Origin of the sequence: Streptomyces sp. NPDC085946 (assembly GCF_044540485.1) — a bacterium.
GTDB lineage: Bacteria > Actinomycetota > Actinomycetes > Streptomycetales > Streptomycetaceae > Streptomyces.
This window is the reverse complement of record NZ_JBITSF010000013.1, coordinates 196,084-222,287: the sequence shown is the minus strand read 5'-3', so window position 1 is coordinate 222,287 and position 26,204 is coordinate 196,084. Positions and strand designations below refer to the sequence as shown.

Here is a 26,204-nt window from a genome sequence, read left to right as displayed (position 1 = left end):
CTGAACCGGTCGCCCGGGACCGCGTCAACGGTGCTTTCCGCCTGCCTCCGGCGCCGGGACGCGGTGCGCGGTGAGCGGTCAGCAGGTGCGGACGGAGCGGACCGGGTTCCCGTCCCGGGACACCCGGCCGCCCGCGGCGACGCGGACCCGCGAGCCGTCCTCGGTGGTGAAGCGCACCCGCAGCACGGGCGTCTCCGGCGGTGGCCGGTCACCGGGCCGAGCGTGCTCCTGCCGGCGGGGGCACGACCGGACGGACGGGACGAGGAGCCGTCCGGTCCCACGGGCCCCGTGCGGCTGCGGGGCATCGGTTATGTTCCCGGTCGGAGACACGGCAGGACGGAGAGGGAGCCCATGGCGCAGCACCTGGGGCCGCTGGAGCTGGTCGGGGACCGGTGGGTGATCGGGGACCCGGCGCGGGAGGGCGGCCTGTCGATCGTGCTCACGCCCGAGGGCCTGGAGCAGCGCCGGCACGCGGAGCCGGCACCCCTGCTCGCCGTCGAGTGGTCCCGGGTCATGGACCTGCGGATCCGGGCCGCGTACCGCAGCTGGCAGGCCACCCGCCCCGCCGCCCTGATCGGATGGGGCCAGCCCGGCGCGGACGTCGGCCGCGACGGCTGCTCCCTGCAGGGCACCCTGCGCCACCCGTACGAGCCGTGGTCCGCGCGCTACACGCACCACGAACGCCGCTACGGGGCTGGCCACGTCATCGTGCTGAAGGCGCTGTTCGGCCGGCTCACCGAGGCGAAGGCGCTGGCCCGGCTCGGTGATCCGCAGTGGCTGGGCGCGGCGGTCGCCGAGCTGTCCTCCTGCACCTCGTGGTACGCCCCGCGGGGCAACCGCCTGGTGGAGGAGACCGTCCGGCACCTCGGCACCTGAATCACGGCTGGGCGGGAGGACCGTCCGCGTCGGACGGCAGGAGCAGGTGGGCCGGTGGGTCCGTGCCGTGGGCGAGGTAGGCGGTCAGGGCCTCGCCGTGCGCGGCCGTGAGCGGGCCCCTGCGGCCGATGCCCAGCGCTCGGCCCAGGTCCTGGACGTGCAGGCGCACCGCGGACTCGACCAGGGTGGCGTAGGCGTCGGTGGCGGTGCGGAAGCGGTGCCGGGCCGTCTGGGCGACCGCGCAGGCGACCAGGGCGGCGGGCCACCACACGGCGGCCGCCGCCAGGTACAGCAGGCTCCAGCCGGCGAGGGTCGCGGCCCGGACCATGCCGTCGCGCGCCGCGGTGATCTCGGCGCGCGTGCTGTCGGGGACGTGCAGCCACAGGTGCGGCCAGACCACGGCCACCTGGACCCCCAGGCCGGTGCTGAGCCGGGCGGCGACCCCGGCCAGCCGGTCCCCGGTCCAGGTGGGCCGTTCGGGCGTCGCGTCGGCGACCCGGCGCAACCGCGCGGCGGAGACGGCCACTTCGTGATCGGTCTCGGCCGGCCGGGACGCGTTCTCCGTCGTGGCCACGGCGAGGCCCGTCTCGATGCGGCGCCGGCGGAACAGGCGCTCGCGGCGGGCGATCAGTCCGCGGACGGCGCGGTGCGTCACCGCCGGCCAGGCCTGCCAGTGGTCCGCCAGCCACAGCCGTTCCGCCAGCGATCCCACGGCCTGCGCGGCGAGCCCGCAGGCCGCCGCGGCCAGCAGGAAGGCGAGGAGGAAGAGCAGCAGTTCGGCGCCGGACCCGGTGACCGTGCCGGCACGGCGGTCGAGCAGGGCCGGCAGCGTGCCGAGCGCGTACCAGCGGGCGTGCCCGAGCTCGCGGCCCGCGGCGAGCACGCCGAGGAACAGGGCCCCGGGCAGCACGAGCAGCGACAGCCACCGTTCGGCGAGCTTCTTGCCCAGCTCGCTCAGCAGTCCGTTCACGGCCCGAGACGCTTCAGCCGCAGCGGAGTGCCGTCGAGGTCGCAGACGGGCGGCGGGCCGTCGAGGTCGTCGGCCCACTGGTGGCGCAGGCAGCGGCGGTGCGGACACAGGTAGACGCCCGGTTCGCGGCCGGCGCCGCCGACCCCGGCGAGCAGCGCGCCGGTGGAACGGGTCCTGCCGTACAGCCCGAGGGCGTCGCCCTCCGCGCGGATGCGCTGGTTCAGCCACCGGGCCGCCGCGTCGACGTCGCCGTCGTCGCGCACGGCGGTCAGCAGCGCGTCGACCGCGTCCCGGGAGTCCTGCTCGCGCAGTTGCCGGCGGATGTCCTCCACATGGGTGAAGAAGTGGACCAGGGCGTCGGCGGTGCGCCGGGCCCTTCGATCGGGTCGTTCGGTCATGGCGTGCTCCGGACGGGCCGTGCGAGGCGTCTTGTGGGGTGATGTGGCGATGTCGAGTACGGTAGGGCAACCCCCGTGGGGGGAAGGCCGTGTTGCCGTACTCTCCCCTGACATGACGACGGAGGGGGAGGCCGGGCGGGACCGGCTGCTGGCGGCCGCGCGACGGCGATTACGCCGGGTCAAGGGCGGCGACCCCGCGGCCGTGCACGAGCCGGGCGCGGACGCCGAGATCCAGGAACTTCGCCGGCTGCTCGCCGGGGGGCCGGACCTCGAAGCCGGATACCGGCTCGCCTGGCTGCTGCTGCTCCGCCATCTCGAACGACAGCCGGACGACACGGTCATGACCGCGATCGCCGGGGGATTCGCCGCCTGTCTGCTGGCGGGCGTCGACGACATCCCCGCGCCCCTCCTGCCCCACGTCGCCTCGGTCGCGGAGCCGGCCGCCGTCGCCCTGCTGAAGCAGGCCGTGACCGCGCCCGGTCCGGCACCGCTGGACACGGTGGTCGACCAGTACCGGCGCATCCTGGCCGCCACCCCCGCCGATCACCCGGGACGCCCGCAACGGCTGGCGAACCTGGGAATCGCCCTGCACGCCCGTCACGAACGCCGGGCGGCGGAGGCCGACCTGACCGCCGCGATCGAGCTCCTCCGCGAGGCCGTGGACACCACCCGGCCCGGCGACCCGGACCTCGCGCTACGGCTCAGCGGACTGGCGGGCGCCCTGCGGTCCCGCGAACGGCCGGCGGAAGCCGGGTCCGCGCCGCCCGCGTCCCCGGGTTCCCGTCCGGAGCGACCTGGCGCGCCCGTCGACACGCGCCGCCGCCCGGCGGACGCCGCGGCCGCCCCGGCGAACGGCCCGGCAGATCCCGTGCCCGGTACGCGCAGGGACCGGACGGACGCCGTGCCCGGTACGCGCACGGACCGGACCGGCACCGGCAGCGACCGGACCGGCACCGTGTCCGCCACCCGCGGCGACCCGGCCGACGCCGTGCACGCCATCCGCGCCGCGGTGGCCGCCGCGCCCGCCGGGTCAGCGCACCGGGCGCTGTGCCTGTCGAACCTGGGTCTGGCCCTGCGGGAGAGGTACGAGCGGGACGGGAATCCGGCGGACCTCGACGAGGCGATCGAGGCCGGCCGGCAGGCGTGGGAGACCACCGCGCCCGGCGACCCGAACCGTACGGCGCGCCTGCGCAACCTGGCCGGCACCCTCCTGCTGCGGTACCGGCACGTCGCGGGCGCGGGCGTGCTCGAAGCCGCCGCCGCCCGCCTGCACGCGGGCTCCGACGTCCCGGCGGACGCGTACACGGTCTGCTTCCTGGCGGGCCTGGACGACATCCCGCGCGCGGTCGCCCCCGACGTCGCCGCGGCGGCGTCGGCCCTCGCCTTCGAGCCCCAGACGCGCCTGACCGTCTCGTACGACCGGGCCGAGCACGAGCGGATCATCCGGTTGTGGCGGCGCATCCTGCGCATCACCCCGCCCGGGGACCCCCACCGGCACGTCTTCCTGGCCGACTTGAGCCAGGCGCTGCTGTTGCGCCACCAGCTCACCGGATCGGCGCCCGACCTGGAGGCGGCCCTGACCACGGCGCGGCGGTCGGTGAAGGCGGCCCCGGCCGGTGACCCCCGGCGCGGGCTGGGCCTCGTCAACCTGGCGAGCGCGCTCGCCGCGCGCTACCGGGCCGAGGGCGACCCGGACGACCTGGACCTGGCCGTCGACCTCCAGCGGGAGGCCGCCGAGCGCCACGGCGCCACCGACCGGGCCCGGTACCTGTGCGACCTGGGCGGGTTGCTGGCCCTGCGGTTCGACCGGTACCAGGACCCGGCCGACCTCGACGCCGCCGTCGCGGCGCTGCGCGCGTCCACCGGGGCCGTCCCCGCCGACCCCCTGGGCCCCGGGCCCGCCCTGAGCGGTCTCGGTGAGGCGCTGGAGATGCGGTACGTCCTCACGGGGGAACCGGCCGACCTGGACGAGGCGGTGGACACCCTGCGGACGGCCGTGGAAGCGACGCCGCCGGAGCACTGGCTGCACGCCCAGGTCACGACCGCGCTGGGCAAGGTCCTGGCGTCCCGGTTCGAACAGCGCGGACACCGCCCCGACCTGGACGAGGGCATCGGGCTCCTGCGGACCGCGGCCGGCCTGGCCCCGGAAGGCTCCCCGCAGCGGACCGTGAGCCGGGGCAACCTGGCCTACGCCCTGTTCGTGCGGTTGCAGGCCCCGGGACTGCGGGCGGCGGACCTGGACGAGACGGTGGCGCTGGCCCGGGAGAACCTGGCGTGCCTGCCCGCGGGGCACCACGAGGAGGCACGGTTCCGGGCCCTGCTGACCGACGCCCTCCGCGTGCGGTTCGAGCAACGCGGCGACCCCCGGGACCTGGCCGAGGCCGCCGCGCTCGGCCGGGAGTCGCTGTCCGCCGGACCCGGCGGGCTGCCCACCGGCCCGGTCGGGCAACTGAACGCGGGCGCCGCGGCGTTGATGACGCACAACCTCGTCCATCCCTCGCCGGGCGACCTCGACGCCGCGATCGACGCGCTGCGCGCCGTCGTGCGGGCGCTGCCGCCGGGCACGGTGTGGCGTCCGGTCGCACTGAACAACCTGGCGCTGGCGCTCCTGGCCCGGGCCTCGCACAGCCTCGACGGGACGGACCTGGAGGCGGCGATCGAGGCGCAGCGCACCGCGGTGCGGGAGGCGGGGCCCGGCCACCACGCCCGGCCCGTGCTGCTGAGCGCGCTCGGCGGTTTCCTGCAGGCGCGGGCCGCCTACCGGGGCACGGTGACGGACCTGGACGAGGCGATCGACGTCCTGGCCGCCGCGGCCGAGGCGGGCGGGCCCGGGCATCCGCAGCGGCACCTGATCCATCCCAACTGGTGCCAGGCGCTGCTGCTCCGGGCGGAGGCCACCGGGTCGGCGGCCGACCTGGAGGCGGCCGTCGCCGTCGCCCGCGAGGGTGTCGCCGCGACGCCCGCGGGCAACCCACGCCGGCCGTGGGCGCTGGGCCGGCTCGGCGGTGCCCTGCTCCGCGCGCACCTGCACCGGGTCCGCGAGGACGTGCCCGGCGCCCGCCCCGGGCCCGCCGGCGACCTGGACGAGGCGATCGCCGTCCTGCGGGAGGCCTGCGGCCACGGCGGACCCGCACGGACGGACGCGACGGGCCGTACGGACCGGTCGCACCCGGGGTACGGCGCGGAGCTGGCGCCCGTGGTCATGGACCTCGTGACCGCCCTGCGGGCCCGCCACCGCCGCGACGGCGACCCTGCCGACCGCGCCGAGGCGTTCACGCTCGCGGCACACCTCGCCTCGTCCGGGGCGGCGCCGCCCGCGATCCGTGCCGGGGCGGCGGTGGAGGCGGGCCGGCTGGTGGCGGACCCGTCGCGTACGGCCGACTTCTACGAGACCGCCGTGACGCTGCTGCCGCGGATCGCGCCGCGTCGGCTGCGCCGGGGCGACCAGCAGCACCTGCTCGCGCAGTTCGGCGGCCTGGCGTCCTACGCCGCCGCCCGCGCGCTGGAGGACCCCGGCAGGCCGCCCGCCCGACGGGCGGCGCGCGCCCTGCGGTTGCTGGAGGAGGGCCGGGGAGTGCTCATGGGCCAGGCGCTCCAGGCCTGGAGCGACCTCACGGCGCTGCGCCGGGAGCACCCCGGACTCGCCTCCCGCTTCGAGTGGTTGCGGGACATGCTGGACCGGCCCGACGACGGCACGGACGCCCTGCTGGGCGAGCTCGTGCCGCCGGGCTTCGACGGCGGCCCCGGCCTCGGCGCCGTACCCGCTCCGGGGTTCCCGCCCGGCGGGGTGCCCGCGGTGGTCGACCGGCACCGGCTGGCCGGTGAACTCGCCGATGTCCTCGCGCGGATCAGGGAGCACGAGGGGTTCGGCTCCTTCGCACGGCCCCCGTCGCTGGAGGAACTCCTGGAGGTGGCCGAGGAGGGTGCCGTCGTGGTGCTCAACGTCGTCGACACCCGGGGGGACGCCCTGCTGGTCACGCGGTCCGGGGTCACGGCCGTCGAGTTGCCCGGCCTCGACATGCCGACCGCCACGCGGCTGGCCACCGGGTGCCAGGCCGCCGCGCACAACGCGTCGGACGGCACCCGCGAGGCGCGGATCGAGGCCCAGGAGACGCTGTCGACGATCCTGGCCCGGCTGTGGGACGTGGTCGCCGAGCCGGTGCTCACCGCGCTGGGACACCACCGGGCCCCGGCCGACGGCGTGTACCCCCGGGTGTGGTGGGTGCCGGGCGGGCCGCTCGCCTGGCTCCCGGTCCACGCGGCGGGCCACCACGACGGATCGGACCGGTCGGTCCTGGACCGGGTGGTGTCCTCGTACACGCCGACCCTGCGCGCCCTGCGGCACGCCCGCCGGCCGCTGCCGGCGGGCGCCGCCCCCGGCCGGCCGCTGGTGGTGGCCATGCCCGAGACGCCCGGCGAGCGGCCGCTCGACTTCGCCGCGGACGAGGCCGAGGTGTGCGCGGAGCACCTGGCCGGCGCGGTCGTGCTGCAGGCACCGGAGCGGCCGCCGACCCGCGCCGGCGTGCTGCGGCTGCTGCCGGGCTGTCCGGTCGCGCACTTCGCCTGCCACGGCGACAGCACGGCCGAGGACCCGTCCCGGCACCGGCTGCTGCTGCACGACCACGCCGAGGCGCCGCTCACCGTCGCCGACCTGGCCTCCGTACGACTCGACCACGCGCGGCTGGCGTACCTGTCGGCCTGCGAGACCGCCGTGTCCTACGACGGCCTGCTGTTCGACGAGGCGATCCAGCTGGCGTCGGCGTTCCAGCTGTGCGGGTTCCGGCACGTCGTCGGCACCCTGTGGCCGGTCGTCGACGACACGGCCGTCGAGTTCGCGGAGGCCTTCTACACCGCCCTGCGGCCCGCCCCCGGCGCGGCCCCGGACACCGGCCGGGCGCCGTACGCCCTGCACTCGGCGGTGCGGGAACTGCGCGCCCGGCTGCCCCGCGCCCCGTCGCTGTGGGCGTCCCACGTCCACACCGGCGCCTGACATCCCGCCCCTGACGAAGAGACAGAAGGGCACCGCACCCCCCTTCCCGAACACGCCCTCGCCCGAGGCGAACCCCTCGACACCGTCCTGGCGCTCTTCTCCGTGGTCCTCTTCTTCGCGGTGCTCGGCTTCCTGGGAGCCGCGGCCCTGGGCGTCGCCTTCGCCCTGCGGACCGCCGGGCTGCTCCTCTACGGCGTCCGCTTCGGCCGGCGGCAAGTGCGCGAGATCGAGGAGGACCGCGCCCGGTGCGTCGAGGCGCACAGCGCCTCGACGGCGGACCGGATGATGTTCGCGCAGCGGCAGCGGGGCCGGGAGTTCGAGCCGGAGTCCGCCGACCTGGCCGTGGGCTTCGGCCGGATCCCGCAGGACGTCCCGGCCGGCGGGATCTCCGAGCCGGACCGGGTCGTCGCCGGGCACGCCGCCGGGCTGGTGGCGCAGGGTGTGCTCCGCGGCCGGATCGACGGCTTCCCGGCGACGGTGGTCGACCTGGAGGTGATCGACCACATCGACGTGGCGGAGGTGAAGAAGCGCTGCGGGTACGGCCGGGCCGCCGAGGCGACCAAGGACTGCTTGACGGTGTGCGTGGGCCACCTGCCGCTGCGGTTGCCGTACGCGGCGTCGGTCCACGTCCTGGGGTCGGGGGAGGGGACGCACACGGCGGATCCGGGCTTCGCGGAGTTCCCGCTGACCCGGCCGGGGGTGCGCGAGGCCGCGCCGGCCGGGAGGCCGCCGTGGTCCGTGCGGCAGGACCGGCTGATCGGGTGCGTGCTGTCGAACAGGGGCCTGGACGTGGCGGAGGCGACCGGCCTCGCCGCCCGGCTGGTCCCGCTGGCCGGCGCCTTCCCCCGGTCGGAGCCGGAGCGTTTCCGGCTGCCGGAGCCGGCGGCGGACGAACGGCCGGCGTCCACGCTGTGGGCCGACCCGTGGGTCCGCGGAGGACGGTGACGAGGGCCCCGGCCGCCTGGTGACGCGGTGGGACGAGGACCGCGTCGGCCGCACGGACCTGCGCGCCTACCGTCCCACGGTCGAGTTGCTCGGCCGGGGGGCCGCAGGAGACGGCGGAGTCCGATCGCGGGCGCCGGTGGCGCCCGGCCCGTGCCGGGTCCTCGCGGGACGCCGCCCGGCCCCGTCCGCTGCGGCGCCGCACGGCCGTGATACGCATACGACCGGACGGTGACCACGGCCGACAGGACGGGGAGACGATGGGTGACTTCTTCGAGCGGATCGTCGATGTGGAGGTGTCCGCCGAGGAGGCCGGGCCGCTCGCGGAGCGGACGGTCGACTGGATGGTCGCCGAGGGACTGATCACGCGTGAGCTGTCCGGCGACGGCGTGTACAGCCTGACCGTGGACGAGGGGTACGTGCCGGGACCCCGCTGGGCGCGCGCCGTCGCCGACGCGCCGGATCCGGACGAGCGGCCCGGCCCGGTGGCCGTGATCGTCGGGCGTGACCACCACGTCGGCGGTCAGGGGACCGACGAGGCGGAGTACGCGGTCTGTCCGCGCTGCCGGACCAGGACCGTGATCATCGACTACCCGGAGGAGTTCGAGGCGGACGACGAGGTCTGGCAGCCCTTCAAGGACGGCATCGCCGCCTGGAAGGCGACCGGTGAGGGCAGCGCCCCCTGCTCCGCCTGCGGGGCCGTGGTCCCGGTCACCGAGTGGCAGTGGGAGCCGAACTTCGCGGTGGGCGCCCTCGCCTTCGACTTCTGGGGGTGGCCGCCGCTCTCCGCGGGCTTCCGCGCACGGTTCGGCCGGCAGTTGGGGCACCGCACGGTGGAGCAGACGGGCAAGTTCTGAGGAAGCACCCGGGCACGTCCGACCGGGCGGGCCGGCTTGTGGGGGCGGCCGTCCTCGCGCATGCTGCGGCATGACCGCGGCCGACCGGCCGGCCGCGGAAGCGGAGAACTGGGGGATCCGGCATGGGCGGAGATCCGGCACGGGCCATGTGGGAGCTCTACGAGCCCGTCCACAGCCTCGTCTACTTCGCGCCCGAGGCCCGCCGGGCCGCGGACGAGGTGGGCCTGCGGGGCTTCTGGATGGGCTACTTCGCCCTGCGGGCGGCCCCGCTCGGCCCGGTCGCCGCTCCCGTCGTCACCGGCTGCTTCTACGTCTTCCACCCGGACCGGGTGGCGCGGGCGCTGCCGGACGCCTGGCGGTACGCGGCCCCGCACGACGTGCTCGCGGCCCGGCAGCGGGCGGTGGACGCCGCCATGAGACGCCTGTTCGGCGCGGACGCCGTCACTTCCTCCGCCCTGTCCGAAGCCGCGGACCTGGCCTGGGAAGCGGCCCGGGCGGCGGACACGGCAGGCCGCGTGCTCGGCGCCGCCAACCAGGCCCTGGAACGCCCCGGGCAGGCCCACGTCAGGCTGTGGCAGGCGCTGACCACCCTGCGCGAGCACCGCGGCGACGGACACGTCGCCGTCCTCGTCTCCCACGCCGTGGGACCGGTCGAGGCGATGGTGCTCAAGGCCGCCGCCGGCGAGTCGGAGGCGGACCTCCTGCGCGAAGGCCGCAAGTGGGACCCGACGGCGTGGCGGGCGGCGGAGGACGGGCTGCGCGAGCGCGGCTGGCTCGCCGGGGACGGCACCCTGACGGCCGCCGGCGCCGCCGCGCGCGCGGACATCGAGGCGCGGACCGACGCCGCCGCCCGGAGCCCCTGGACCGCGCTGGGGACGGACGGCACCGCACGCCTCGCCGCTCTGCTCGAACCCCTCGCCCGGACCGTACTGACCGCGGGACTGGTCCCGTCCGGCAACCCGGTCGGCCTCACCGGCCCGTTGTGGGACGCCTCCCGCACCGGCGGCTGAGCGGCTCCGCGACGGCTGCCGGGCACGCCCCGACCGGTTGGCGACCGTGCCCTTGAGCGGGCGGGCGGCGGGCCCGGTGGATCGGCCCGGGCGGTGCCGAGCGGGCCGACGAAGCCGTCGGAGCGCGCCCGTCCGAGCCGGGCCGCTACCGGCGCGGTACGTCCTTGACGAACACGAGGCCGTCGCTGCCCGCCAGGTGGGCCGGGTCGAGCGGGGCGTAGCCGAACCAGGGCGATGCGCGGGGCGCGGGAGGCCGGTCGCCGAGGGCGCCGGCCAGCCGCGGGGCGTCGATGAGGCAGGGGTCCTGCGGGAGGGCGTACAGGAGCCCTTCGACGGTGTCCGGCGGCGGCGTGCCGACGCCCCGGTGCCGGATCGTCCCGAGGGCCGTGGCCACGAAGGCGTACTCCTCACCGAGCCGGGCGTCCACCAGCGCACCGGCGCTCCACCACTCCAGCGGCGTCCCGCCCATGCGCATCGAGCTCTTCCCGCGCTGGAGGTGGGAGTTGTGGGCGTGGACGAGCACCGGGCCGCGTGCGGCGAGGGCGAGGAGGTTGCCGGCCATCATCCGGTCCCGCACCGCCACCAGCCGGGTCAGGCGGGCCGGTGAGGGGTCGGCCATCCCGTGGTGGTAGCGCAGCAGGCCGGTGGCGGTGCGCCCGTACAGGCGCGCCCGGTCCCAGTCGTCCCGTGAGGTCGCCGCGATCAGGTGGGGGGTCTGTTCGTCGAGCAACGCCACCAGGTCGTCGGCGAGCAGCCGCAGCCGGCCGGCCTCGGCCGACCGTCCCACGGACCGGGCGGGGTCCGTCATCGCCTCGGGACGGGTCCACCGGTCGTCGGCGCCGAGCAGGCGGTCGAGCACGTCCGCTGTGCAGGGCAGCAGATCGGCGTCCACCCAGGCCGAGAGGTAGCCGTGGAGTGCGGTGAGGGCCCGGCGGGGGCTCGCGGCACCGGTGATCTCCAGCGGGCCGTCGAAGCCGGCGAAGCGCAGCCGCTCGGACGCGGGCCGCCCCTCGTTGTGGGCCCGCATCCAGCGCACGAGTTCGCGGTTGGCCGCAGAGGCGCCCCAGCCGTGGCTGAAACCGTGCTCCATGACCTCGTCCAGGGTGCCGCTGCCCGAGGTGACGTGGTCGTCCACGAGCAGGCCCCTCAGGCAGTCGCTCTCGAGCGCGATGGTCCGGTAGCCCTCCTGCTCCACGAGCTGCCGGAAGAGCTCGTTGCGCAGGTCGAGCAGAGCGTCCTCGCCGTGGGTGGGCTCGCCCAGGGCGAGCAGCCGGGGCCGCTCCGGGAGCAGCCTCATGACGGCGGCCGCATCGACGGCGTGGGCGGTGTCCTTGATGTCAGGGGCCATGCCCTCAACGCTATCGTTGAACTTTCGGTTGAGACTTTGCCGCCGTATCGTCGGTCACATGGCGCGAAACCCTCAAAGCGGTGGGCGGCTCAGGCCGGTGGACCTGGCGCGTGGGCACGGTCTGTCCACGCAGGCGATCAGGAACTACGAGGAGGCCGGCATCCTCCCGGCCGCCGGTCGCACCCCCCACGGCTACCGCACCTACACCCCGCTGCACGCGAGCGCCCTGCGCGCGTTCCTCGCCCTGGTGCCCGGCCACGGCCACCGGACGGCGACCTCGATCATGCGGGCCGTGAACGGGGGAGCGGTCGACGAGGCGTTCCGCCTCGTGGACGAGAGCCACGCCCAGCTTCTCGACGACCGGCGGACCCTCCGGGCCGTGGAGAGCGCCCTCCGCGATCTGGAGGCCGCCTCGGCGCCCGAGCCCGGGCCGGCCGCGGCGAGCGGACCCGGCGGCACGTTCATCGGGCCGCTGGCAGGGCGGCTCGGGATCAGGCCCGCGACCCTCCGTGCGTGGGAGCGCGCCGGGCTGGTGCGCCCGCGCCGCGACCCGCGGACCGGCTACCGGGTCTACGACGAGGCCGACGTACGGGACGCCCGGCTGGCCCGCCAGCTCCGGCGGGGCGGCTACCCGCTGGAGCGGATCGCCCCGCTGATCACGCGGGTGCGGGCGGCCGGCGGGCTGGAGCCGCTGGAAGCCGCCCTGCGTGACTGGCAGGGCCGGCTGTCCGCCCGCGCGCGGGCGATGCTCGCCGGGGCCGCGGAACTGGAGGAGTACCTCCGCGAACGCGAACGCGAGCACGGAGGGGACGCCGCATGTTCCGAACGTGAGTGCGGCAGAACTTCACATGCCGACCGGAGAGAAAAACTGTCGCGGCGACAGTAGACATTCCCTCACCCCAGGGCTAGTCTTTCTGTCGTACCCAGGAAGTCGAGAAGGGTGCGGCAGGGACGGACCGCCGCACATGCAGGTCGAGCAGGACGCGGCCCCACGGGTCGCGAGCAGTACCCGCGGTATCCGGCAGTACAACCGAGTAACCGAAGGTGAGGAGCAGACGCCATCAGGATCGCCCGAGCGAGGAGAAGTCCGCTCGGGTACCGCAGACCCCCGATGGGAAGGTGGTCCCCGGTCACGCATCCGCGATCCCCGCAGCTCCGCCCGCCCGGGCGGAAGCCGCGGACAGAGAAGGCCGGCGCAGTCGGCCGGTAGATGGTGTTGAAAGATCGGGGCCCGGGTGCCGTCACGGCACCCGGGCCCCCCGACGCGTCCCCGGAAGAAGAGGTCTATGCCCCCTCGCAGTACCCGTCCCGTCGCGCCCCTCGACGACGACGACTACCCCGCCTACACCATGGGCCGGGCCGCCGAGATGCTCGGCACCACCCCCGCCTTCCTCCGCGCCCTCGGCGAACACCGCCTGATCACCCCCCTGCGCTCCGAGGGCGGCCACCGCCGCTACTCCCGCTACCAGCTGCGCCTGGCCGCCCGTGCCCGCGAACTCGTCGACCAGGGCACCGCCATCGAGGCCGCCTGCCGCATCATCGTCCTCGAGGACCAGCTGGAGGAAGCCCAGCGCATGAACGAGGAACTGCGCGCCCGGGCCGGCGAGTCGCGGCCGAAGGCCTCCGCCTGACCGGGACGCCGGACACCGGCTCCACCCGCCCGGCCGCCGCGTGCGGCGAAGCACCCGTCCGGGTCAGTTGTGATGGCGGCGCGGGCAGGGCCCGGTGAGGCTGGGGGAGTGCTCGACGTTTCCCTCAGCTCACCCTCCCTAAGGAGTGCTCTCGTGTCCGAACGCAACACCTGGATCCGCAGTCTGCACGATCTGGGCCTGGCGGCCTGGTTCGGCGGCTCACTCATGGGGGCGGTCGGCCTCAACGGCGCGGCCCGCGACGAAGGCGGGCCGGGCCAGGACGGCGCACGGATCTCGTCGTCCGGGTGGGCGAAGTGGGCGCCGGTCAACGCCGCCGCCATCGGCGCCCACCTGTTCGGCGGCGGCGGGCTGCTCGCCGTGAACGCCCACCGGGTGGCCGCCCAGAAGGGCGTGGGCGCCTCCACCACGGCCAAGACCGTCGTCACCGCCGCGGCTCTGGCGGCCACCGCCTACGCCCGCGTCCTGGGCAAGAAGATCGAGCTGGCCTCCTCCCCGGACCCGCAGGACGCGGAGAAGGCGGCCAAGCACCCCATCGACACCGACAAGGCCCGGCGGCAGCTGGCCTACGCGCAGTGGATGGTGCCGGCCCTCACCGGAGGCCTGGTGATCCTCAACGCCCTGCACGGTGAGCAGCAGCGCCCCGAGGAGCAGCTGCCCGGCGTGTGGGAGCGGGCCCGCGCCGCCACCCACCTCATGCCGTCGATGCACTGACCGGAACACGGCCCGCCCGGCGTCCGTCGGGGCACCGCCTCGTGCCGGCGCCCCGACGGCGGCCGGCGGCCCGACGGCGGCCGGCGGCCCGACGGCGGCCGGCGGCCCGTCAGGAGAGCCGCCAGGCGACGGCGTAGGGCTGCGGGAAACGGGTGATGCGGTGGGCACGGACGACGACCGCGGCCTCCCCGGCGGGGATGCCGTCCCACTGCACCTGCTCGACGTTGTTGGTGCGGTCGAACCCGGCGGACGTGCCCATGTTCCCGTGGCGCTCCCGGCCGTCCTCGGTCCGGACGACGAGGTCGAGGTCGTTCTGCAGGGCCGCGCCGGGAGGGTCCGTCCAGACCAGCGTGACCTTGAGCGCCGGCTCCGGGCCGCCGTCCCGCTCCGGGACCGGTACGCGCAGCAGTTCCTGCTCGCCCTGGTCCAGCGGGCCACCTTCGTGGAAGCCGGCCCGCCCGTCGTCACCGGGGAGGACCACCGAGCGGGAGAGGTCCACGCGGCCGAAGCCGGAGTCGCTGTTGGGCGACGGGCCCGCCTCCGACGGGGCGTACTGGCCCGGGAGTTCGACCGCCCCGTTGATCAGCAGGGCTTTGACGAGCGCCGCGCTCGGCCGGGGGGTGCCGTTCCTCATCAGGGTCTCGCGCAGGACCGCCACGCAGCCGGCGACCAGGGGCGTGGCCATGCTGGTGCCGCTGGAGAAGAAGAACGCCGGGTCCGCGGAGGCGCCGAAGGGGTCACCGGGGATGCTCGCCGCGGCACGTGACAGCGTGGAGAGGATCGAGGTGCCGGGGCCGACGACGTCCGGCTTGATCCGGCCCTCCCGGGTCGGCCCGCGGCTGCTGAAGGCGGCCATCCCGTCCGGGTTGTCCGCCTGCCGGTCGTCGCGGATCGGGTTGACGGGGAAGTTCCGCCCCCAGAGCCGGCCGTAGGTGGAGGTGATGTCCGGGCGGCTGTTCTCGCTGGCCCCGACGGTGAGGCAGTTCTTGGCCGCTCCTTCCGACCCGATGTCCCCGAGGTTGACGCGGCCGTCACGGTCCCGGTCGTTGCCGTCGTTGCCGGCCGCGAAGCAGATCACCAGGTCCTGATGGTTCCAGACCATGTCGTCGATCTCGAACGCGCTCCGGTCGTACGGCAGCCCCGGCACGGTCGAGCCCCACGAATTGGTGTGCACGCGCGCGCCGTCGTCGTAGGGAGGCGTGAAGAGGTCGCGCAGGTCCACGGGGATGCCGCCGAGGTTTCCGCGGCGGTCGACGAGCGACTGCAGCACCAGGGTGGCCCGGGGCGCGGTGCCCTGGACGGCTCCGCCCGTCGCGGCGGACACGGCGTCGCCGAGCACGGAGCCCGCGACGTGGGTGCCGTGTCCGTCGGGGTCGTCCGCGCGGGCGGGGCGGCCGAGGGCGTACAGCCGGGCGACCCGGCCCGTGAACGCGCCGTGCACATCGGTGGTGGAGCCCAGGTCGAAGCCGGTGTCGGCCACTGCCACGACCTGTCCCTCGCCCTGCTGCGGGGTGCCGTCCACGACCACGTCGGCGTGCAGGATCGGCCGGGCGACGCTGTTGTACAGACTCCGCTCGGGGACTTCCTCGATCTGCCGCACCTCGTCCACGGCCGCGAGCGCGGCCAGGGACTCCTCGGGCACCTCCAGACGCACCTTGTCGCGGGCCACGGTCAGGTCCTCGGGGCTGAGCCCGGCCGCCGCCGCGATCCGCTGCCGCACCTCGTCCGAGCCCGGGTCGACGTCGTCGTGGAGGACGACGTCGACGGTACGCGTCCCCGGAGCCAGGGCGTCGGCGGGCGCCCGGAGCACCGAGATGTCCGGACGCAGCCCTTCGCCGCGCAGCGAAGGAGCGATCTTGAAACCGTCGAGGTAGACATCCGCCCAGGTCACGAAGGGCAGGCCGCGGACCGCATCCAGATCGGACGGCCGGTAGCCGCACAGATACGTGTTCTCCGGCACGTACGTGTGGATCACCGCGCCCAGTTCCGCCAGCCGTGCCTTCTCCTCGGTGGAGAGCACGTGGCCGGTCTGGACGAGCAGGTAGTTGGACCGGGAGGCGTCCGCGGCGATCAGGGAGGCGCCGGCCAGCTCGTCTCTCTGGGCCAGCGGATCGACCGTCACACCGTTGATGGTGATGCGAGCCATGGTTGAGCTCCGTGTTCGGTGAGCGTCTGCGCGCCGAAGTCGTCAGACGATGATGAGGTCCAGGGAGAGGGGGCAGTGGTCGGACGCCTTGGGCCTGTCCGTGCCGACGCCCGGGAACCGCGGCCCGGTGTAACGGATCGCGCGCAGCGGCATGCCCTTGCGGAGGATGTCCGGCACCGACTCCGCGGACGCCCGGGCGAGGGACGCCGAGGGGAGCAGGTAGTCGAGCTGCCGGTACTCGTCGCCGCCCTTGAAGTAGTGCGTCCACCGGTCGGCTTCGGGAAGCCGGGTCACCACGTTCTCGACCTGGTCCCATTCGACGAGGCCGTCGATACCGGAGCCGCCGTCCGGTCCGAGGTAGTCGTTGAGGTCGCCGAGGACGACGAACGGATGGTCCCCGGGAGCGGCGGACCCGAAGCGCCCGGTGACGAGCTCCTTCACCTTCGCGGCCTGCCGCTGCCTCTTCCCCCGTGTCGCGGGGCGCCCGCCCCTCATGGACTTGAAGTGGTTGACGAAGAGCGTCACGGTCGTGCTCTTCGATTCGCTCTCCCGCACCTCGACGTCCACTTCGAGGCAGTCGCGCGAGAACAGCGCCGCGGTCGGACTCCCGGGGTCCATCAGGTGCTGGTGCGAGCGGATGCGGGTGATGGGCAGTTTGGACAGCACGGCGACGTCGATGAGACGCGGATCGTTGCCGTCGACTCCCGCGACATAGGGGTACTCGGTGCGCCCGCCGAGGGTCTGTGCCCGGAAGTGCTTCAGGGTGTCGACGTTCTCGACCTCCTGCAGAGCGAGCACGTCCGCACGGATCTCCCGCACCGCCGCTCCCGTGATGGCCTTGTCGTCGACGCCCAGCTCCTCGAACCGGGTCTGCTCGACGACCCAGCCGCGGGTGTTCGCGTCGGCGGGGTCGACATCGTCTCTGAACCGCCACCGGGCGAAGAGGTTCTCGACGTTGAAGGTCGCCAGTCGCACTGTCGTGGCCATGTGCCCTCCCACGACCGCATCGGAGTCCCGGCACCGCCGGAACCAGTGGTGGAGGGCGTACCCGTGCGGTGGCCGGCGGCATGCGAGGCATGCGAGTCCTGTGCCGCCCGCCGGCCCCGGTCCCCGGGCAAGCCCGCGGGTCATACGACCAGTGTCCGCCCCGCCCGGGGCCGCGGCAACGCGGGGGACATCCGTCGGGGTCATGGACGGGAGACAGCCAACTCGCACTTACATATGCGGAGTTGACCAACCTCCATGAGCCCACCGGGAAGGAGGCGGCAGTAACTTGCCTATGGATCAATGACATTGAGTGGCTGTCAGGGACGACCCGGCCGCCCGGCCGGTCGTCGTCACCGTGGTGGCGTCCCCCGCTCCGTCCGAGTTGCGTCCGCACGACCCGGTGCGATGCTGGAAGCAGATGCCCCCGCAGGGGTGTGCGCGGCACGCCCCTCATCCGCTGCCGCGCCTCCCCTCCGCGCGCACCGGGCCGGCCCGATGGGCGCGCCACCCACGTCACGGAAGACAGAGCCATGGCCGGAGCGGTTCGCGTGCGTCGTGACACGACGAGGATGACGGATGTCTGGGACGACCGGCTGCTGTGGTACGCCCGGGCGGTACGGGCGATGCGGAGCAAGCCGGAGACCGACCCGGGCAGCTGGCTCTTCCAGGCCAACATCCACGGCACGAGGGACGGCAGGCAGCACCCGGAGTGGAACAACTGCCCGCACGGCGGCTGGTTCTTCCTGCCCTGGCACCGCGCCTACCTCCTCTGCTTCGAGGCGATCGTCCGCCGCGTCGTCCGGGACGAGCTGAATGGACCCGACGACTGGTCACTCCCGTACTGGAACTACACCCGCGTGACGAACGGCGACCCGGACAGCCCGGAGTCCCGGGCGTGCCGTCGTCTGCCGGGCGCGTTCCTCACGCCGGACTGGCCCGACGACGAGACCGGGGGCAACCCCCTGTTCCTGGCGGCGGGGCCCGAGGGCCGCGACCGGGACGCCGCCGGCGGGATGTCCATCGGGTGGCCCGAGGTCAACCCGCACCGGGCCATGCAGGCGCCGCACTTCACGGGCGTGACGCAGTTCGGCAGCGCGGACACCGGCGACCGGCTGATCCATCTCAACGGAGGAGGGTCCGGCCTGCTGGAGATGCAGCCCCACAACCTCCTCCACGGTTTCGTCGGGGGCGTGATGTCCCAGTTCTTCTCGCCCCAGGACCCCGTCTTCTGGCTGCACCACGCCAACATCGACCGTCTCTGGGCCGCCTGGCTCACGCACCCCGGCCACCACAACCCGACCGACGCGGCCTGGCTCGGAGCCACGCACTCCTTCCGGAACGCGCAGGGCGAACGCGTGGGTCTCAGGACCCAGGACCTCCTGTCCGAGCAACAGCTCGGCTACTCCTACGAGTCGCTGACCGAGGGAGTGGGCCTGAAGCCGCCCGAGCGCCTGGTCGCCCTGTTGGCGGCCGGCGTCGATCCCCCGGCCGGGGAGCTGGTGGCCACCACGGGCCCGACCGACCTGGGCCCGGAGACCCTCACCGTCCCGCTCACCCCCGAACCCGGCGCCCGCGCCTCCGCCCTGCCGGAGGCCGCCTCACCGCAGTCCCCGTCCCGCGCCGTCCTCACCGTCGCCGGCGTACACGCCGACACGCCGCCCGGAACCAACTACCGCGTCTTCGTCGGCGCCCGCCCGGACCACGCGGAGGACCTCGACCCGGAAGGCCCGTACTTCATCGGCCACCTGCACTTCTTCGGCGCGGTCGGCGGCCGTGCCCACCACGGCCACGGCGGCGCGGAACTCACCTTCAGGTTCGACATCACCGACCACCTGACCGAGCTGCGGCGACTGGGTCGTTGGGACGGCGAGGGCATACCCCCCGTCGTGGTGACGCCGGCCCCGCTCGGCCCGCCGCCCGACGCCGAGGAGGCAGCCCTCCGGACGGTCATGCCGACGCTCCCGCCCGGGTCGCGTCCCCGCATCGGCAGCGTCTCCCTGATCACCACCTGACGGAGGCGGAGGGAGACCGGGGCCGGCGAGCCGACGGTGTTCCTCTTCGGCGACCGCACCAGATGCTCGCTGTACAGCAGGGCCGGAGAGGGGCGCTACGCCGACGCCCGGACCGGCACCGCCACCGCGCGCTTCCACGGTGCGAACGACCGGGCCGCGGAGGAACACCCCGCGGTGAGCGGCGGCGCACCGACCGGACCGGACGACGGCCGCCGGACGATCCCTCCGGCGGGGCCGACGGTGCCCCGGCGTGAGGGGAGCGCTCCCGACGTCGACTCTCCGGGAGCGCGCCCTCCCGCGGAGCCTCACCGAGCGCCGCGTGTCACCCGACGACCTCGACACGCTGCTGCGGACGTCCGCCGGCGCCGGATGCCGCGTGGGGAGCGAGCCGGACGGCGGCCGGTTCGGTTGTCCGGCCGCCGGGTCGGCGCTGTCCGCCCCCGACCGGCGAACGGCCTTCACCGCCAAGGTGGACACCCTGCTGGACGAGGCCGTGCGCCGGCGGTCCCCGCTCCGCGTCCCGCCCGACGCGATACGGACGCTGGTCGCCGAGGGCGGGTACGCGCTGGACGAGGTGACCGGGCCGCGGCTGGTCCACTCCGCCCTGTGGCCGGGCGACCTCTTCGCCGACGTGCCCGACCACGGCGGGCCCGCCCGGATCACCGGGCTCATCGACCACGAGCGGGCCCTGAGGGGCGACCCGGCCGCCGAACCGGTCTCCCTGGCCTTGGTGGCGACACCGGCCCGGACAGCGGCCTCGTCGCCGGCCGCACCGTGACCGGCGGCAGCCTCGACTGCACCCCGGCCTTCCGGCACCGCCCGGCGCTCTGCCGTCCGTACCTGCTGAGGTCGCTGCTCGTCTGTACCTGCTGGGGTTGCTGCTCGTCGTTGAGGGCGGTCCCCGTGGGTACGGCCCCGGCCCTCTCGCCTTCTGCCGCCGGACCCTCGCCGGGAACGCCAGCGGGCTTCGAGCCCTGGGATGAGGCCCGGGTCCCGGGGCGTCGGGGAAGAGTCGGCTGTCCTTGCCCGCCCGCTCCCCGGACCGGTGCCGTTCACTTGATCAACGCGTTGGCCGCGATGATCACCAGACCGATCAGCAGGTCGCCGGCTCCGGCCCGCAGGGAGGCCGCCCGCCCACGGCCCGCGCCGTGCGCGGTCCACGCCCCCCAGCCGGCGAGCAGCAAGGTGTTGAGCACCAGCGCCGTGTTCACCGCGTCGCTCTCCGTCCACCACGCGGGCACCGCGGTCAGCAGCAGCACGACGGTCGGGACGGCCGCCGCGACGACCGGCCACTCGGCGAGCATCGCGCGCAGCCCGGCCCTGCCACCGCCCTGCTGCGCCGACGCCCGGTGCGCGACGACGTGCGCGTAGCCGTGGGCGGCCGCTGAGGCCACGGCGGTGAGGAGGACCCACAGCGCGTCCGACCCGGGATCCGACGCCTCGCCGGGGGAGTCGAGCGCGGCCGCCAGCGCACTGGCCATCACGAGCCCGTAGACGCCGCTGAAGAGCGTGGTCTCCGACGGCCGCCGGGCCCCTGCCGGCGGCGGGGCGGCCGGCCGGTGGGAGCGGTGGAGACGGTGGGCACGGTGGTGCATCGTTAGGGCCTCCGCTGGACGGGACTGATCACGGCTGCGCCGTTCCCTTGGTGGCCAGGCGACCAGGACCGGCTCACCCTCGCAACTCCTGGCCGCCTGTCGGATGCCCGGGAGACATCGACGGCCCGACAGGCGGCTCACCGCCACCGGGAACAGCCCGACAGGACGGTTGCCCCCCGCCCTGACGTGCCGTCGTGCCCGGAGACGGAGCACGGGGCGGCCGGCCGGACGCCGGTCTTCCGCCTCTCGGTGGCCGAGCGGGGGCGGGAGGCGTTCGCCTTCACGGTGCGGGGCCGGGACGTCGACCGCTGCGGGGCGGTCCCGGAGGCCCTGGACCCGGCCCGGCTCCACGAGGGGTTCGTCGGAGGACGCCGAGCGCCGCGTCCTCGCCGCGCTGGAGGAGGGGTTCGGGCTGTCCCTGCCCCGGTTCGCGCTCGCCGAGGGCCGGCTGCACCACTTCACCACCCGGTCGTGGAACCGCGCCCCGCGCGAGGGGGAGGCCTTCCCGTTCGCGCGGGTACGCCCGGTGGCCGGCCCCCGGCAGTCCCTGCGGCGGCCGCGTGCCGAGTGACTCCGGCTCTCGGGCGGGCACGCGATCCCGTCGGGTCAGGGGGTGAAGACCTGTTCCAGGGTGTCGATGGCCCCGTCGGCGCCGACGTGGTACGTGAACACCAGCCCGCTGTTCGGGTGCGCCTCCAGCCAGTCGAGGAACTCCTGCACACCGATGTGCTGGTTCTCCGTGCTCGCCACGATCGGGTCGGTGACGGTGATGTGGGCGGCCTGGTCCAGGGGCAGGAAGGTCTCCTTGCCGGTGGTCACGAAGGGCGGGCCGTCGGAGTCCGGTGTCGGGCAGCCCCAGTTGCCGTGCTTGAAGACGAGGCTCAGGGAGCCCCCTTCCGGGGTGTGGCGCAGGACGGCGATCTCGTCCGGGGAGATGGGCATCTTGTGGTCGCAGTCGGTGTCCGCGTCTCCCGCGCCGGCGGCGGGGTCCGGCCCGCTCGGGGACGGTTTCGGCGTGGGTGACGCGGCGGCCGCCGGTGTGGCGGTGCCGGGAGCACCGGCCGTGCCACCGCCCTTGCCGGCGGTCGCCGTGCCGCCCGGCGTGGCCCCGGCCGCTGCGGCGTCGCCGCCGCCGCTCGGGTGCGCGGTGGCCGAAACCGTCGGGGCGGGCGTCGCCGTGGCGCCGTCGTCGCCGTCGCACGCCGTGAGCGCCAGCGCCAGCGCTCCCACGGTCCATACGGTCGCGGCGGCCGTGCGGAACGGCATCGGTCTGCGTCGTCCCGGCTGCCCGGTTCCCGTCATGGTGGGTCCCCCTTCGGTGGTCGCGTCCCGCCGTTCGGGCGCGGTGGATGTCAGGGAGAAGGGACGGTATTCGGCCATCCGCGGTTTCCCGGCGCGCGGGTCCGTTGCCGGCTCGTGACTGTCACCACGGGGCGGCTCAGACGGTCGTTCGCGTCGGGCTGGTGAGCTGGTGGCCGGTCGTCAGCCGGTCGGTGACGGGTGCGGTGCCGCTCAGTGAGAGGTACGGGACTGGTCAGTAAAAGGTGCGGTGGGCCCGTTCCGGGGGCTTCCCGTCCTGCTGGAACCTCTTCCAGACGCCGTAGGCCGCCGTCACCGTCACCCGCCACTCCTGGCGGCCCTCCCACCGGGCGTGCCTGCGCGCCGACTCGTCCTCGGGGAGCGCGAAGCAGACCTCCATGCCGTCCTCCAGGACGGTTCCGGCCTCGTCGCACTCCCGGAAGACCCCCTCCGCCGGGTCGAACACCATCCAGCCGCGCCGCCCGTCGTCGGGCACCAGCCAGGCGTACACGAATCCCTCGCCGGTCTCCCCGGCCGCCGTGCCGACGAGCCACACGGCGATCGACGCGACCCCCACGCTCCGTCTCCTCCGCCTCCGCCGACCACGAGCGGTGGCCAGCCTACGCGGCCCGCCGGCGCCTCCTCCCGCGCTCCGGCGCCCCTCGATCCACCCGTTCCCGACGAGGTCGCGGGTGCGCGGCCGGGCATGGCCGCCCCCGTACCGGGCACCACACACGAGACCCTCGTCGGCACGGGGACGGGTAGGCACGAGCGGAGGAGCATCCGTGGACTGGCTGTTCATCGTCAAACCGGCGGACACCGCCCCGGACGGCGGCGCCTCGGCCAAGGACCGCATGCTGGAGCTCGCGGGGACCGCGCCCCGCCGGGAGTGGTGCCTGTCCAGGTGGCGGCGCATGGCCCCCGGCGACCGCCTGTGGATCTACTTCGCCTCCCCGGTCCGGGAGATCGCCGCCGTGGCGGAGATCGAGGACGAGCCGTACGAGGTCACCGGGAGCCCGCGCCAGCCGTGGCGGTTCACGGCAACGCTGATCCAGCCGGCGACCCGCAGGCTGCACCGCGACCCCGTCCCGCTGCACGCGCTGTCCAACCGGCACCCGCAAGGGGTCACCCGGGTGAAGGAGGGCGATCTGAGGCTGCTGCTCGACCACGCGGGCCTGTGAGGCGCCGATCACCAGCGGCGCCCCGGCGAGGGACGGCGCCGGCCCACGGGCAGTGCCGAAGAGCGGGCGCCGCAATGATGCCGCCCGCCCCCCCCGCCCGCCTCGCCGAAGGTCCCTTGCCGCTGCAGGACGACTCGGCCGCCGGACGCGTCGCCGGACGCGCCGGCGGCCGATGGTCAGTCGAGGAAGTCGGCGACCAGCACGGCGAACTCCTCGGGCGAGAGGACCTCGACACCCATTTCCTGTGCCTTGACGGCCTTGGAGCTGGGCTTGCCGCTCGCCGACGGCGCGGCGACCAGGAGGGACGTCCTGGTGTTGACGCTGCTGCCCGGGCGCCCGCCCGCCTTCTCGATCAGGGCGTTCACGGCGTCGCGTCCCCACCCGTCCAGCGGCCCGGTCATCTTGCCGGTCACCACCACGACCTTGTCGGCCAGCGGTCCCCGGCCACCGGCCGCGTTCTCCTCGCGCGGCTCGCTCAGGTTGACGCCCGCCGCGACGAGCTTGTCGATGACCTCGGAGAGGGCGGCGATCTGCTCGACGACGACCGGGGCCTTCTCCGGTCCGATGCCTTCCACGTCCTGCAGGGCCTCGGCGTCGGCCCGGCGGATCGCCTCCATCGTGCCGAAGTGCCGGGCGATACGACGCGACATGCTGCGCCCGGTCCCCAGGATGCCGAGCGCGCAGAAGACGCGGCTGAGCGGGCGGGTCCTCGCCGCCTGGATCTGCTCGGCGAGCTTGGCGGCCCGCTTGGCGCTGCCGGAGGCGTCGGTGAGCTGTTCCAGGGACAGGGTGAACAGGTCCGCGACGTCCTTGACGGCACCGGAATCCACCAGAGCCTCGACGTACCTCTTGCCGAGGCCGTCGATGTCGAGCATCTCGCGTCCGGCGGCGTACTCGATCAGCGCGGGCAGCGCGCAGGCCGTGCCCTTGGCGCACCGCCACCGCTCCTGCCGCTTGTCGATCTCCCCCGCGCAGCGGGGGCACTCCGTGGGCAGCGGTACCTCCTCGGCCCCGGCCGGACGGTGCTGCACGACGGCCGCCTGGACGCGCGGGATGATGTCACCGGCCTTGTACACGGTGACGGTGTCGCCCAGGTGCAGGTCGCGGCGGCGGATGTCGGCGGGATTGTGCAGGGTGGCCCGGGTGACCGTGGACCCGTCGATGTCGACCGGGGTGAGCACGGCCGTGGGGGCGAGCACCCCGGTGCGGCCGACCTCCCACACCACGTCCTCCAGCACGGTCTGCCGCTCGACGGCCGGGAGCTTGTAGGCGACGGCCCAGTGCGGGAACCGGCTGCCGACCCCGGCCGCCTCCTGCTCCGCCGCCTCGTCGAGCCGGATCACGACACCGTCGATGCCGAACGGCAGGGCCGGCCGCAGGGCCGTTATCTCGTCGACCTTCCGTTGCGCCTCGGCGAGCCCGGCGACCACGTGCAGCCCGGCCGCCGTGGCGGCGGTCGTCTGCACGCCGGCCGCGGCGACCGCGGCCAGGATCTCGGCGTGCGTGCCCCCGGCGGGCAGGAACGCCGCGCCGTCCAGCTCGACCGCGCCGTAGGCCCAGAAGGTCATCTCCAGCCGGTAGGGCCGGTCCTTGGCCCGCAGCGTCCCGGCCGTCCCGTTGCGGGGGTTGGCGAAGACCGGTGCGCCGTGTGCGGCGCGTATCACGTTCGCCGCCTCGAACTGCTCCTGGGTGAACAGCACTTCACCGCGCACCTCGAACGTGGCCGGCACCGGCAGCCGCTCGGGCAGGCCCTCGATCTGCCCGATCACGTGGCTGACGTCCTCGCCGTGGCTGCCGTCGCCACGGGTGATGATCTGCGTCAGCCGTCCGCCGCGGTACCGCGCGGCGACGGCCGCGCCGTCGAGCTTGGGCTCGACCGCGAATCCGCCGGCCGGGGCACGGCCCAGGCGGCGCTGGACGGAGGCACCCCAGGCCACCAGGCCGTCCGGGTCGAAGACGTTGTCGAGACTGAGCAGTCTGGTGGTGTGCGCGACGTCGCCCACCGGAGCGGCACCGTCACCGACCAGCCCGGTGGGGGAGTCCTGGGCGGCGTCGCCGGGGTGCTCCGCCTCCCAGGCCAGCGCGGCCAGCCGCAACGCGTCATAGGTGGCGTCGTCCATCGGGCTGTCACCGTCGCCGTAGTACGCCCGCGAGGCGTCGCGCAGCCGCTGCAGCGCTGCTGCGTAGTCGGCACGGCTGGACAGGCTGGACAGCGCCTCATCGGCGGGAAGAGTCGTCATGGGGGAGATCATGGCGCAGGGGTCTGACAATGCCGGCCGGTGCCGGTTCGGGACCGGGTGCCGCGGTCCACGTGGCCCGCCCGCGGCGGTCCGTTCCGCGGGCGGCCTCGGTGGTTCCGGCCGCGGCAGGAACCTGCCGACGCGGTCGGTGTCCTGTACGGCCCGTGCGGATCGCCTCGCTGATCCGGAAGCCGGAGCCGGACACTCCCGCGGCACCGTCGAGTCAGGCCGACTCCGGAGGAGGACGTGCGAGGGGACCGCAGCCGTCCCGGACGCCGTACGGCCCGATGCCGGCCTGCGCGACACGAGGCACGAGGCACGAGCAGGCTCTTCCCTTACCGGTCCGGCTCCGGTGCGGCCACGGTCGTGCTCAGGCGGTCGCTCCCCGTCCCCGAGTGACGAGCGACCCGGGCCGGACCCCGGCCGCGAGCGGGGCCCGGGGCACCGGCATTCCGGCTGTCGCAAGCCCTGTGCCTCGTCGTGTGCGGCGACTCCAGGGCACCCGGGCACCGGACAGCGGGGCCACCCGTCAGGCGGCGCAGACGGCGATCACGCGGAAGGGGGGAGCTGTTCGCGCACCCACGCGGGATCGGGGTTGACGTGCGGCCGGCCCGCCACGAGGACGGTCGGCACGGTCTCGTCGCCGCCGTTGGCCGCTCGCACCGCCGCCGCTCCAGCGGGGTCACGCCAGATGTCGACCCAGTGCGCCTGGCGGGCGCTGCGGCCCAACCGGACGCGCAGCCGCAGGCAGTACATGCAGCCCGGCCGCCAGAAGACGACCGGCCGGCCGTCGGCCGCACTGCGGCGCCGCGCCTCCAGGGCACCGATCGACCTCGGGAAGAGGACGGCCGAGTGCACGCCCGCGAGCAGCACGGACACCAGCAGGAGTACCGCGGCCGTGCCGAAGTTCCCCTTGAGGAGCGGTCCGGTCGCGACGACCGAGCCGCAGAGCACGAACAGCGTCGGCCACGTCCAAGTACGCGTCATGAC

21 protein-coding genes are annotated in these 26,204 nt (G+C 75.1%); 11 read left to right on the top strand and 10 right to left on the bottom strand.

Translation table 11 applies throughout. The annotated features are described in order from the left end of the window. Nucleotides 1-351 precede the first annotated feature (351 nt). Nucleotides 352-876 (top strand): hypothetical protein, encoded by a 525-nt coding sequence (locus tag ACIF8T_RS25440; RefSeq protein WP_400038387.1) that lies wholly within the window; start codon nucleotides 352-354, stop codon nucleotides 874-876. A gap of 1 nt (nucleotide 877) precedes the next feature. Here the strand turns inward: ACIF8T_RS25440 and ACIF8T_RS25435 are convergent, their stop codons facing one another. Further along, a complete protein-coding gene (locus tag ACIF8T_RS25435; protein WP_400038386.1) occupies nucleotides 878-1,846 on the bottom strand; it encodes a hypothetical protein in 969 nt (322 codons plus the stop codon). Continuing rightward, entirely contained in the window at nucleotides 1,843-2,244 is a 402-nt protein-coding gene (locus ACIF8T_RS25430) for a hypothetical protein (RefSeq protein ID WP_400038385.1), read from the bottom strand. The genes ACIF8T_RS25435 and ACIF8T_RS25430 overlap by 4 nt, the downstream gene beginning before the upstream one ends. A gap of 112 nt (nucleotides 2,245-2,356) precedes the next feature. On the opposite strand from ACIF8T_RS25430, the gene ACIF8T_RS25425 reads away from it, so the two are divergent. The 4 genes from ACIF8T_RS25425 to ACIF8T_RS25410 all read left to right on the top strand — a co-directional run bounded on the left by ACIF8T_RS25425 (nucleotide 2,357) and on the right by ACIF8T_RS25410 (nucleotide 10,043). Beyond that, the gene (locus ACIF8T_RS25425; protein WP_400038384.1) at nucleotides 2,357-7,234 is read left to right on the top strand and encodes a CHAT domain-containing protein; all 4,878 of its coding nucleotides are present in this window, start codon (nucleotides 2,357-2,359) and stop codon (nucleotides 7,232-7,234) included. Between the two features lie 102 nt (nucleotides 7,235-7,336). After that, on the top strand, nucleotides 7,337-8,179 hold the full coding sequence (locus tag ACIF8T_RS25420; RefSeq protein ID WP_400038383.1) for a hypothetical protein: 843 nt from the start codon (nucleotides 7,337-7,339) through the stop codon (nucleotides 8,177-8,179). A 257-nt stretch (nucleotides 8,180-8,436) separates the two neighbouring features. Then, on the top strand, nucleotides 8,437-9,033 hold the full coding sequence (locus ACIF8T_RS25415) for a hypothetical protein (RefSeq protein ID WP_400038382.1): 597 nt from the start codon (nucleotides 8,437-8,439) through the stop codon (nucleotides 9,031-9,033). Between the two features lie 122 nt (nucleotides 9,034-9,155). Further along, on the top strand, nucleotides 9,156-10,043 hold the full coding sequence (locus ACIF8T_RS25410; protein ID WP_400038381.1) for a hypothetical protein: 888 nt from the start codon (nucleotides 9,156-9,158) through the stop codon (nucleotides 10,041-10,043). A 145-nt stretch (nucleotides 10,044-10,188) separates the two neighbouring features. On the opposite strand, the gene ACIF8T_RS25405 is transcribed toward ACIF8T_RS25410, so the two are convergent. Next, nucleotides 10,189-11,391, bottom strand: a complete 1,203-nt coding sequence (locus tag ACIF8T_RS25405) for an erythromycin esterase family protein (RefSeq protein ID WP_400038380.1) — start codon at nucleotides 11,389-11,391, stop codon at nucleotides 10,189-10,191. Between the two features lie 58 nt (nucleotides 11,392-11,449). Between ACIF8T_RS25405 and ACIF8T_RS25400 the strand changes: the two genes are divergently transcribed. The 3 genes from ACIF8T_RS25400 to ACIF8T_RS25390 all read left to right on the top strand — a co-directional run bounded on the left by ACIF8T_RS25400 (nucleotide 11,450) and on the right by ACIF8T_RS25390 (nucleotide 13,754). After that, the gene (locus ACIF8T_RS25400; RefSeq protein WP_400038379.1) at nucleotides 11,450-12,277 is read left to right on the top strand and encodes a TioE family transcriptional regulator; all 828 of its coding nucleotides are present in this window, start codon (nucleotides 11,450-11,452) and stop codon (nucleotides 12,275-12,277) included. Nucleotides 12,278-12,677: 400 nt separating this feature from the next. Beyond that, nucleotides 12,678-13,022 (top strand): MerR family transcriptional regulator, encoded by a 345-nt coding sequence (locus tag ACIF8T_RS25395; protein ID WP_400038378.1) that lies wholly within the window; start codon nucleotides 12,678-12,680, stop codon nucleotides 13,020-13,022. A gap of 153 nt (nucleotides 13,023-13,175) precedes the next feature. After that, nucleotides 13,176-13,754, top strand: a complete 579-nt coding sequence (locus ACIF8T_RS25390) for a hypothetical protein (protein ID WP_400038377.1) — start codon at nucleotides 13,176-13,178, stop codon at nucleotides 13,752-13,754. 109 nt (nucleotides 13,755-13,863) lie between these two features. Here the strand turns inward: ACIF8T_RS25390 and ACIF8T_RS25385 are convergent, their stop codons facing one another. Together ACIF8T_RS25385 and ACIF8T_RS25380 are read right to left on the bottom strand one after the other, a co-directional pair. Beyond that, nucleotides 13,864-15,900 carry a S8 family serine peptidase gene (locus ACIF8T_RS25385; protein ID WP_400038376.1) on the bottom strand — a complete coding sequence of 679 codons (2,037 nt, stop codon included), beginning with the start codon at nucleotides 15,898-15,900 and terminating at the stop codon, nucleotides 13,864-13,866. A 42-nt stretch (nucleotides 15,901-15,942) separates the two neighbouring features. Further along, nucleotides 15,943-16,887, bottom strand: a complete 945-nt coding sequence (locus tag ACIF8T_RS25380; RefSeq protein WP_400038375.1) for an endonuclease/exonuclease/phosphatase family protein — start codon at nucleotides 16,885-16,887, stop codon at nucleotides 15,943-15,945. A gap of 569 nt (nucleotides 16,888-17,456) precedes the next feature. Between ACIF8T_RS25380 and ACIF8T_RS25375 the strand changes: the two genes are divergently transcribed. Beyond that, nucleotides 17,457-18,899, top strand: coding sequence for a tyrosinase family protein (locus tag ACIF8T_RS25375; RefSeq protein WP_400038374.1), 1,443 nt, complete (start codon nucleotides 17,457-17,459; stop codon nucleotides 18,897-18,899). 319 nt (nucleotides 18,900-19,218) lie between these two features. Beyond that, entirely contained in the window at nucleotides 19,219-19,677 is a 459-nt protein-coding gene (locus tag ACIF8T_RS25370) for a hypothetical protein (protein WP_400038373.1), read from the top strand. A gap of 274 nt (nucleotides 19,678-19,951) precedes the next feature. Here ACIF8T_RS25370 and ACIF8T_RS25365 read toward each other — a convergent pair whose 3' ends face one another. The 3 genes from ACIF8T_RS25365 to ACIF8T_RS25355 all read right to left on the bottom strand — a co-directional run bounded on the left by ACIF8T_RS25365 (nucleotide 19,952) and on the right by ACIF8T_RS25355 (nucleotide 22,370). After that, nucleotides 19,952-20,494, bottom strand: coding sequence for a hypothetical protein (locus ACIF8T_RS25365; RefSeq protein ID WP_400038372.1), 543 nt, complete (start codon nucleotides 20,492-20,494; stop codon nucleotides 19,952-19,954). A 606-nt stretch (nucleotides 20,495-21,100) separates the two neighbouring features. Next, nucleotides 21,101-21,874, bottom strand: a complete 774-nt coding sequence (locus tag ACIF8T_RS25360; protein WP_400038371.1) for a hypothetical protein — start codon at nucleotides 21,872-21,874, stop codon at nucleotides 21,101-21,103. A 154-nt stretch (nucleotides 21,875-22,028) separates the two neighbouring features. Continuing rightward, nucleotides 22,029-22,370: a hypothetical protein gene (locus ACIF8T_RS25355; protein WP_400038370.1), complete on the bottom strand. Its 342-nt coding sequence runs from the start codon at nucleotides 22,368-22,370 to the stop codon at nucleotides 22,029-22,031. 208 nt (nucleotides 22,371-22,578) lie between these two features. Here ACIF8T_RS25355 and ACIF8T_RS25350 point away from each other — a divergent pair, with 208 nt between their 5' ends. Then, nucleotides 22,579-22,974 carry a hypothetical protein gene (locus ACIF8T_RS25350; RefSeq protein WP_400038369.1) on the top strand — a complete coding sequence of 132 codons (396 nt, stop codon included), beginning with the start codon at nucleotides 22,579-22,581 and terminating at the stop codon, nucleotides 22,972-22,974. Between the two features lie 176 nt (nucleotides 22,975-23,150). On the opposite strand, the gene ligA is transcribed toward ACIF8T_RS25350, so the two are convergent. After that, nucleotides 23,151-25,214, bottom strand: a complete 2,064-nt coding sequence (gene ligA / locus ACIF8T_RS25345) for an NAD-dependent DNA ligase LigA (RefSeq protein WP_400038368.1) — start codon at nucleotides 25,212-25,214, stop codon at nucleotides 23,151-23,153. Nucleotides 25,215-25,763: 549 nt separating this feature from the next. Then, entirely contained in the window at nucleotides 25,764-26,201 is a 438-nt protein-coding gene (locus ACIF8T_RS25340) for a glutaredoxin domain-containing protein (RefSeq protein ID WP_400038367.1), read from the bottom strand. Nucleotides 26,202-26,204: the final 3 nt, after the last annotated feature.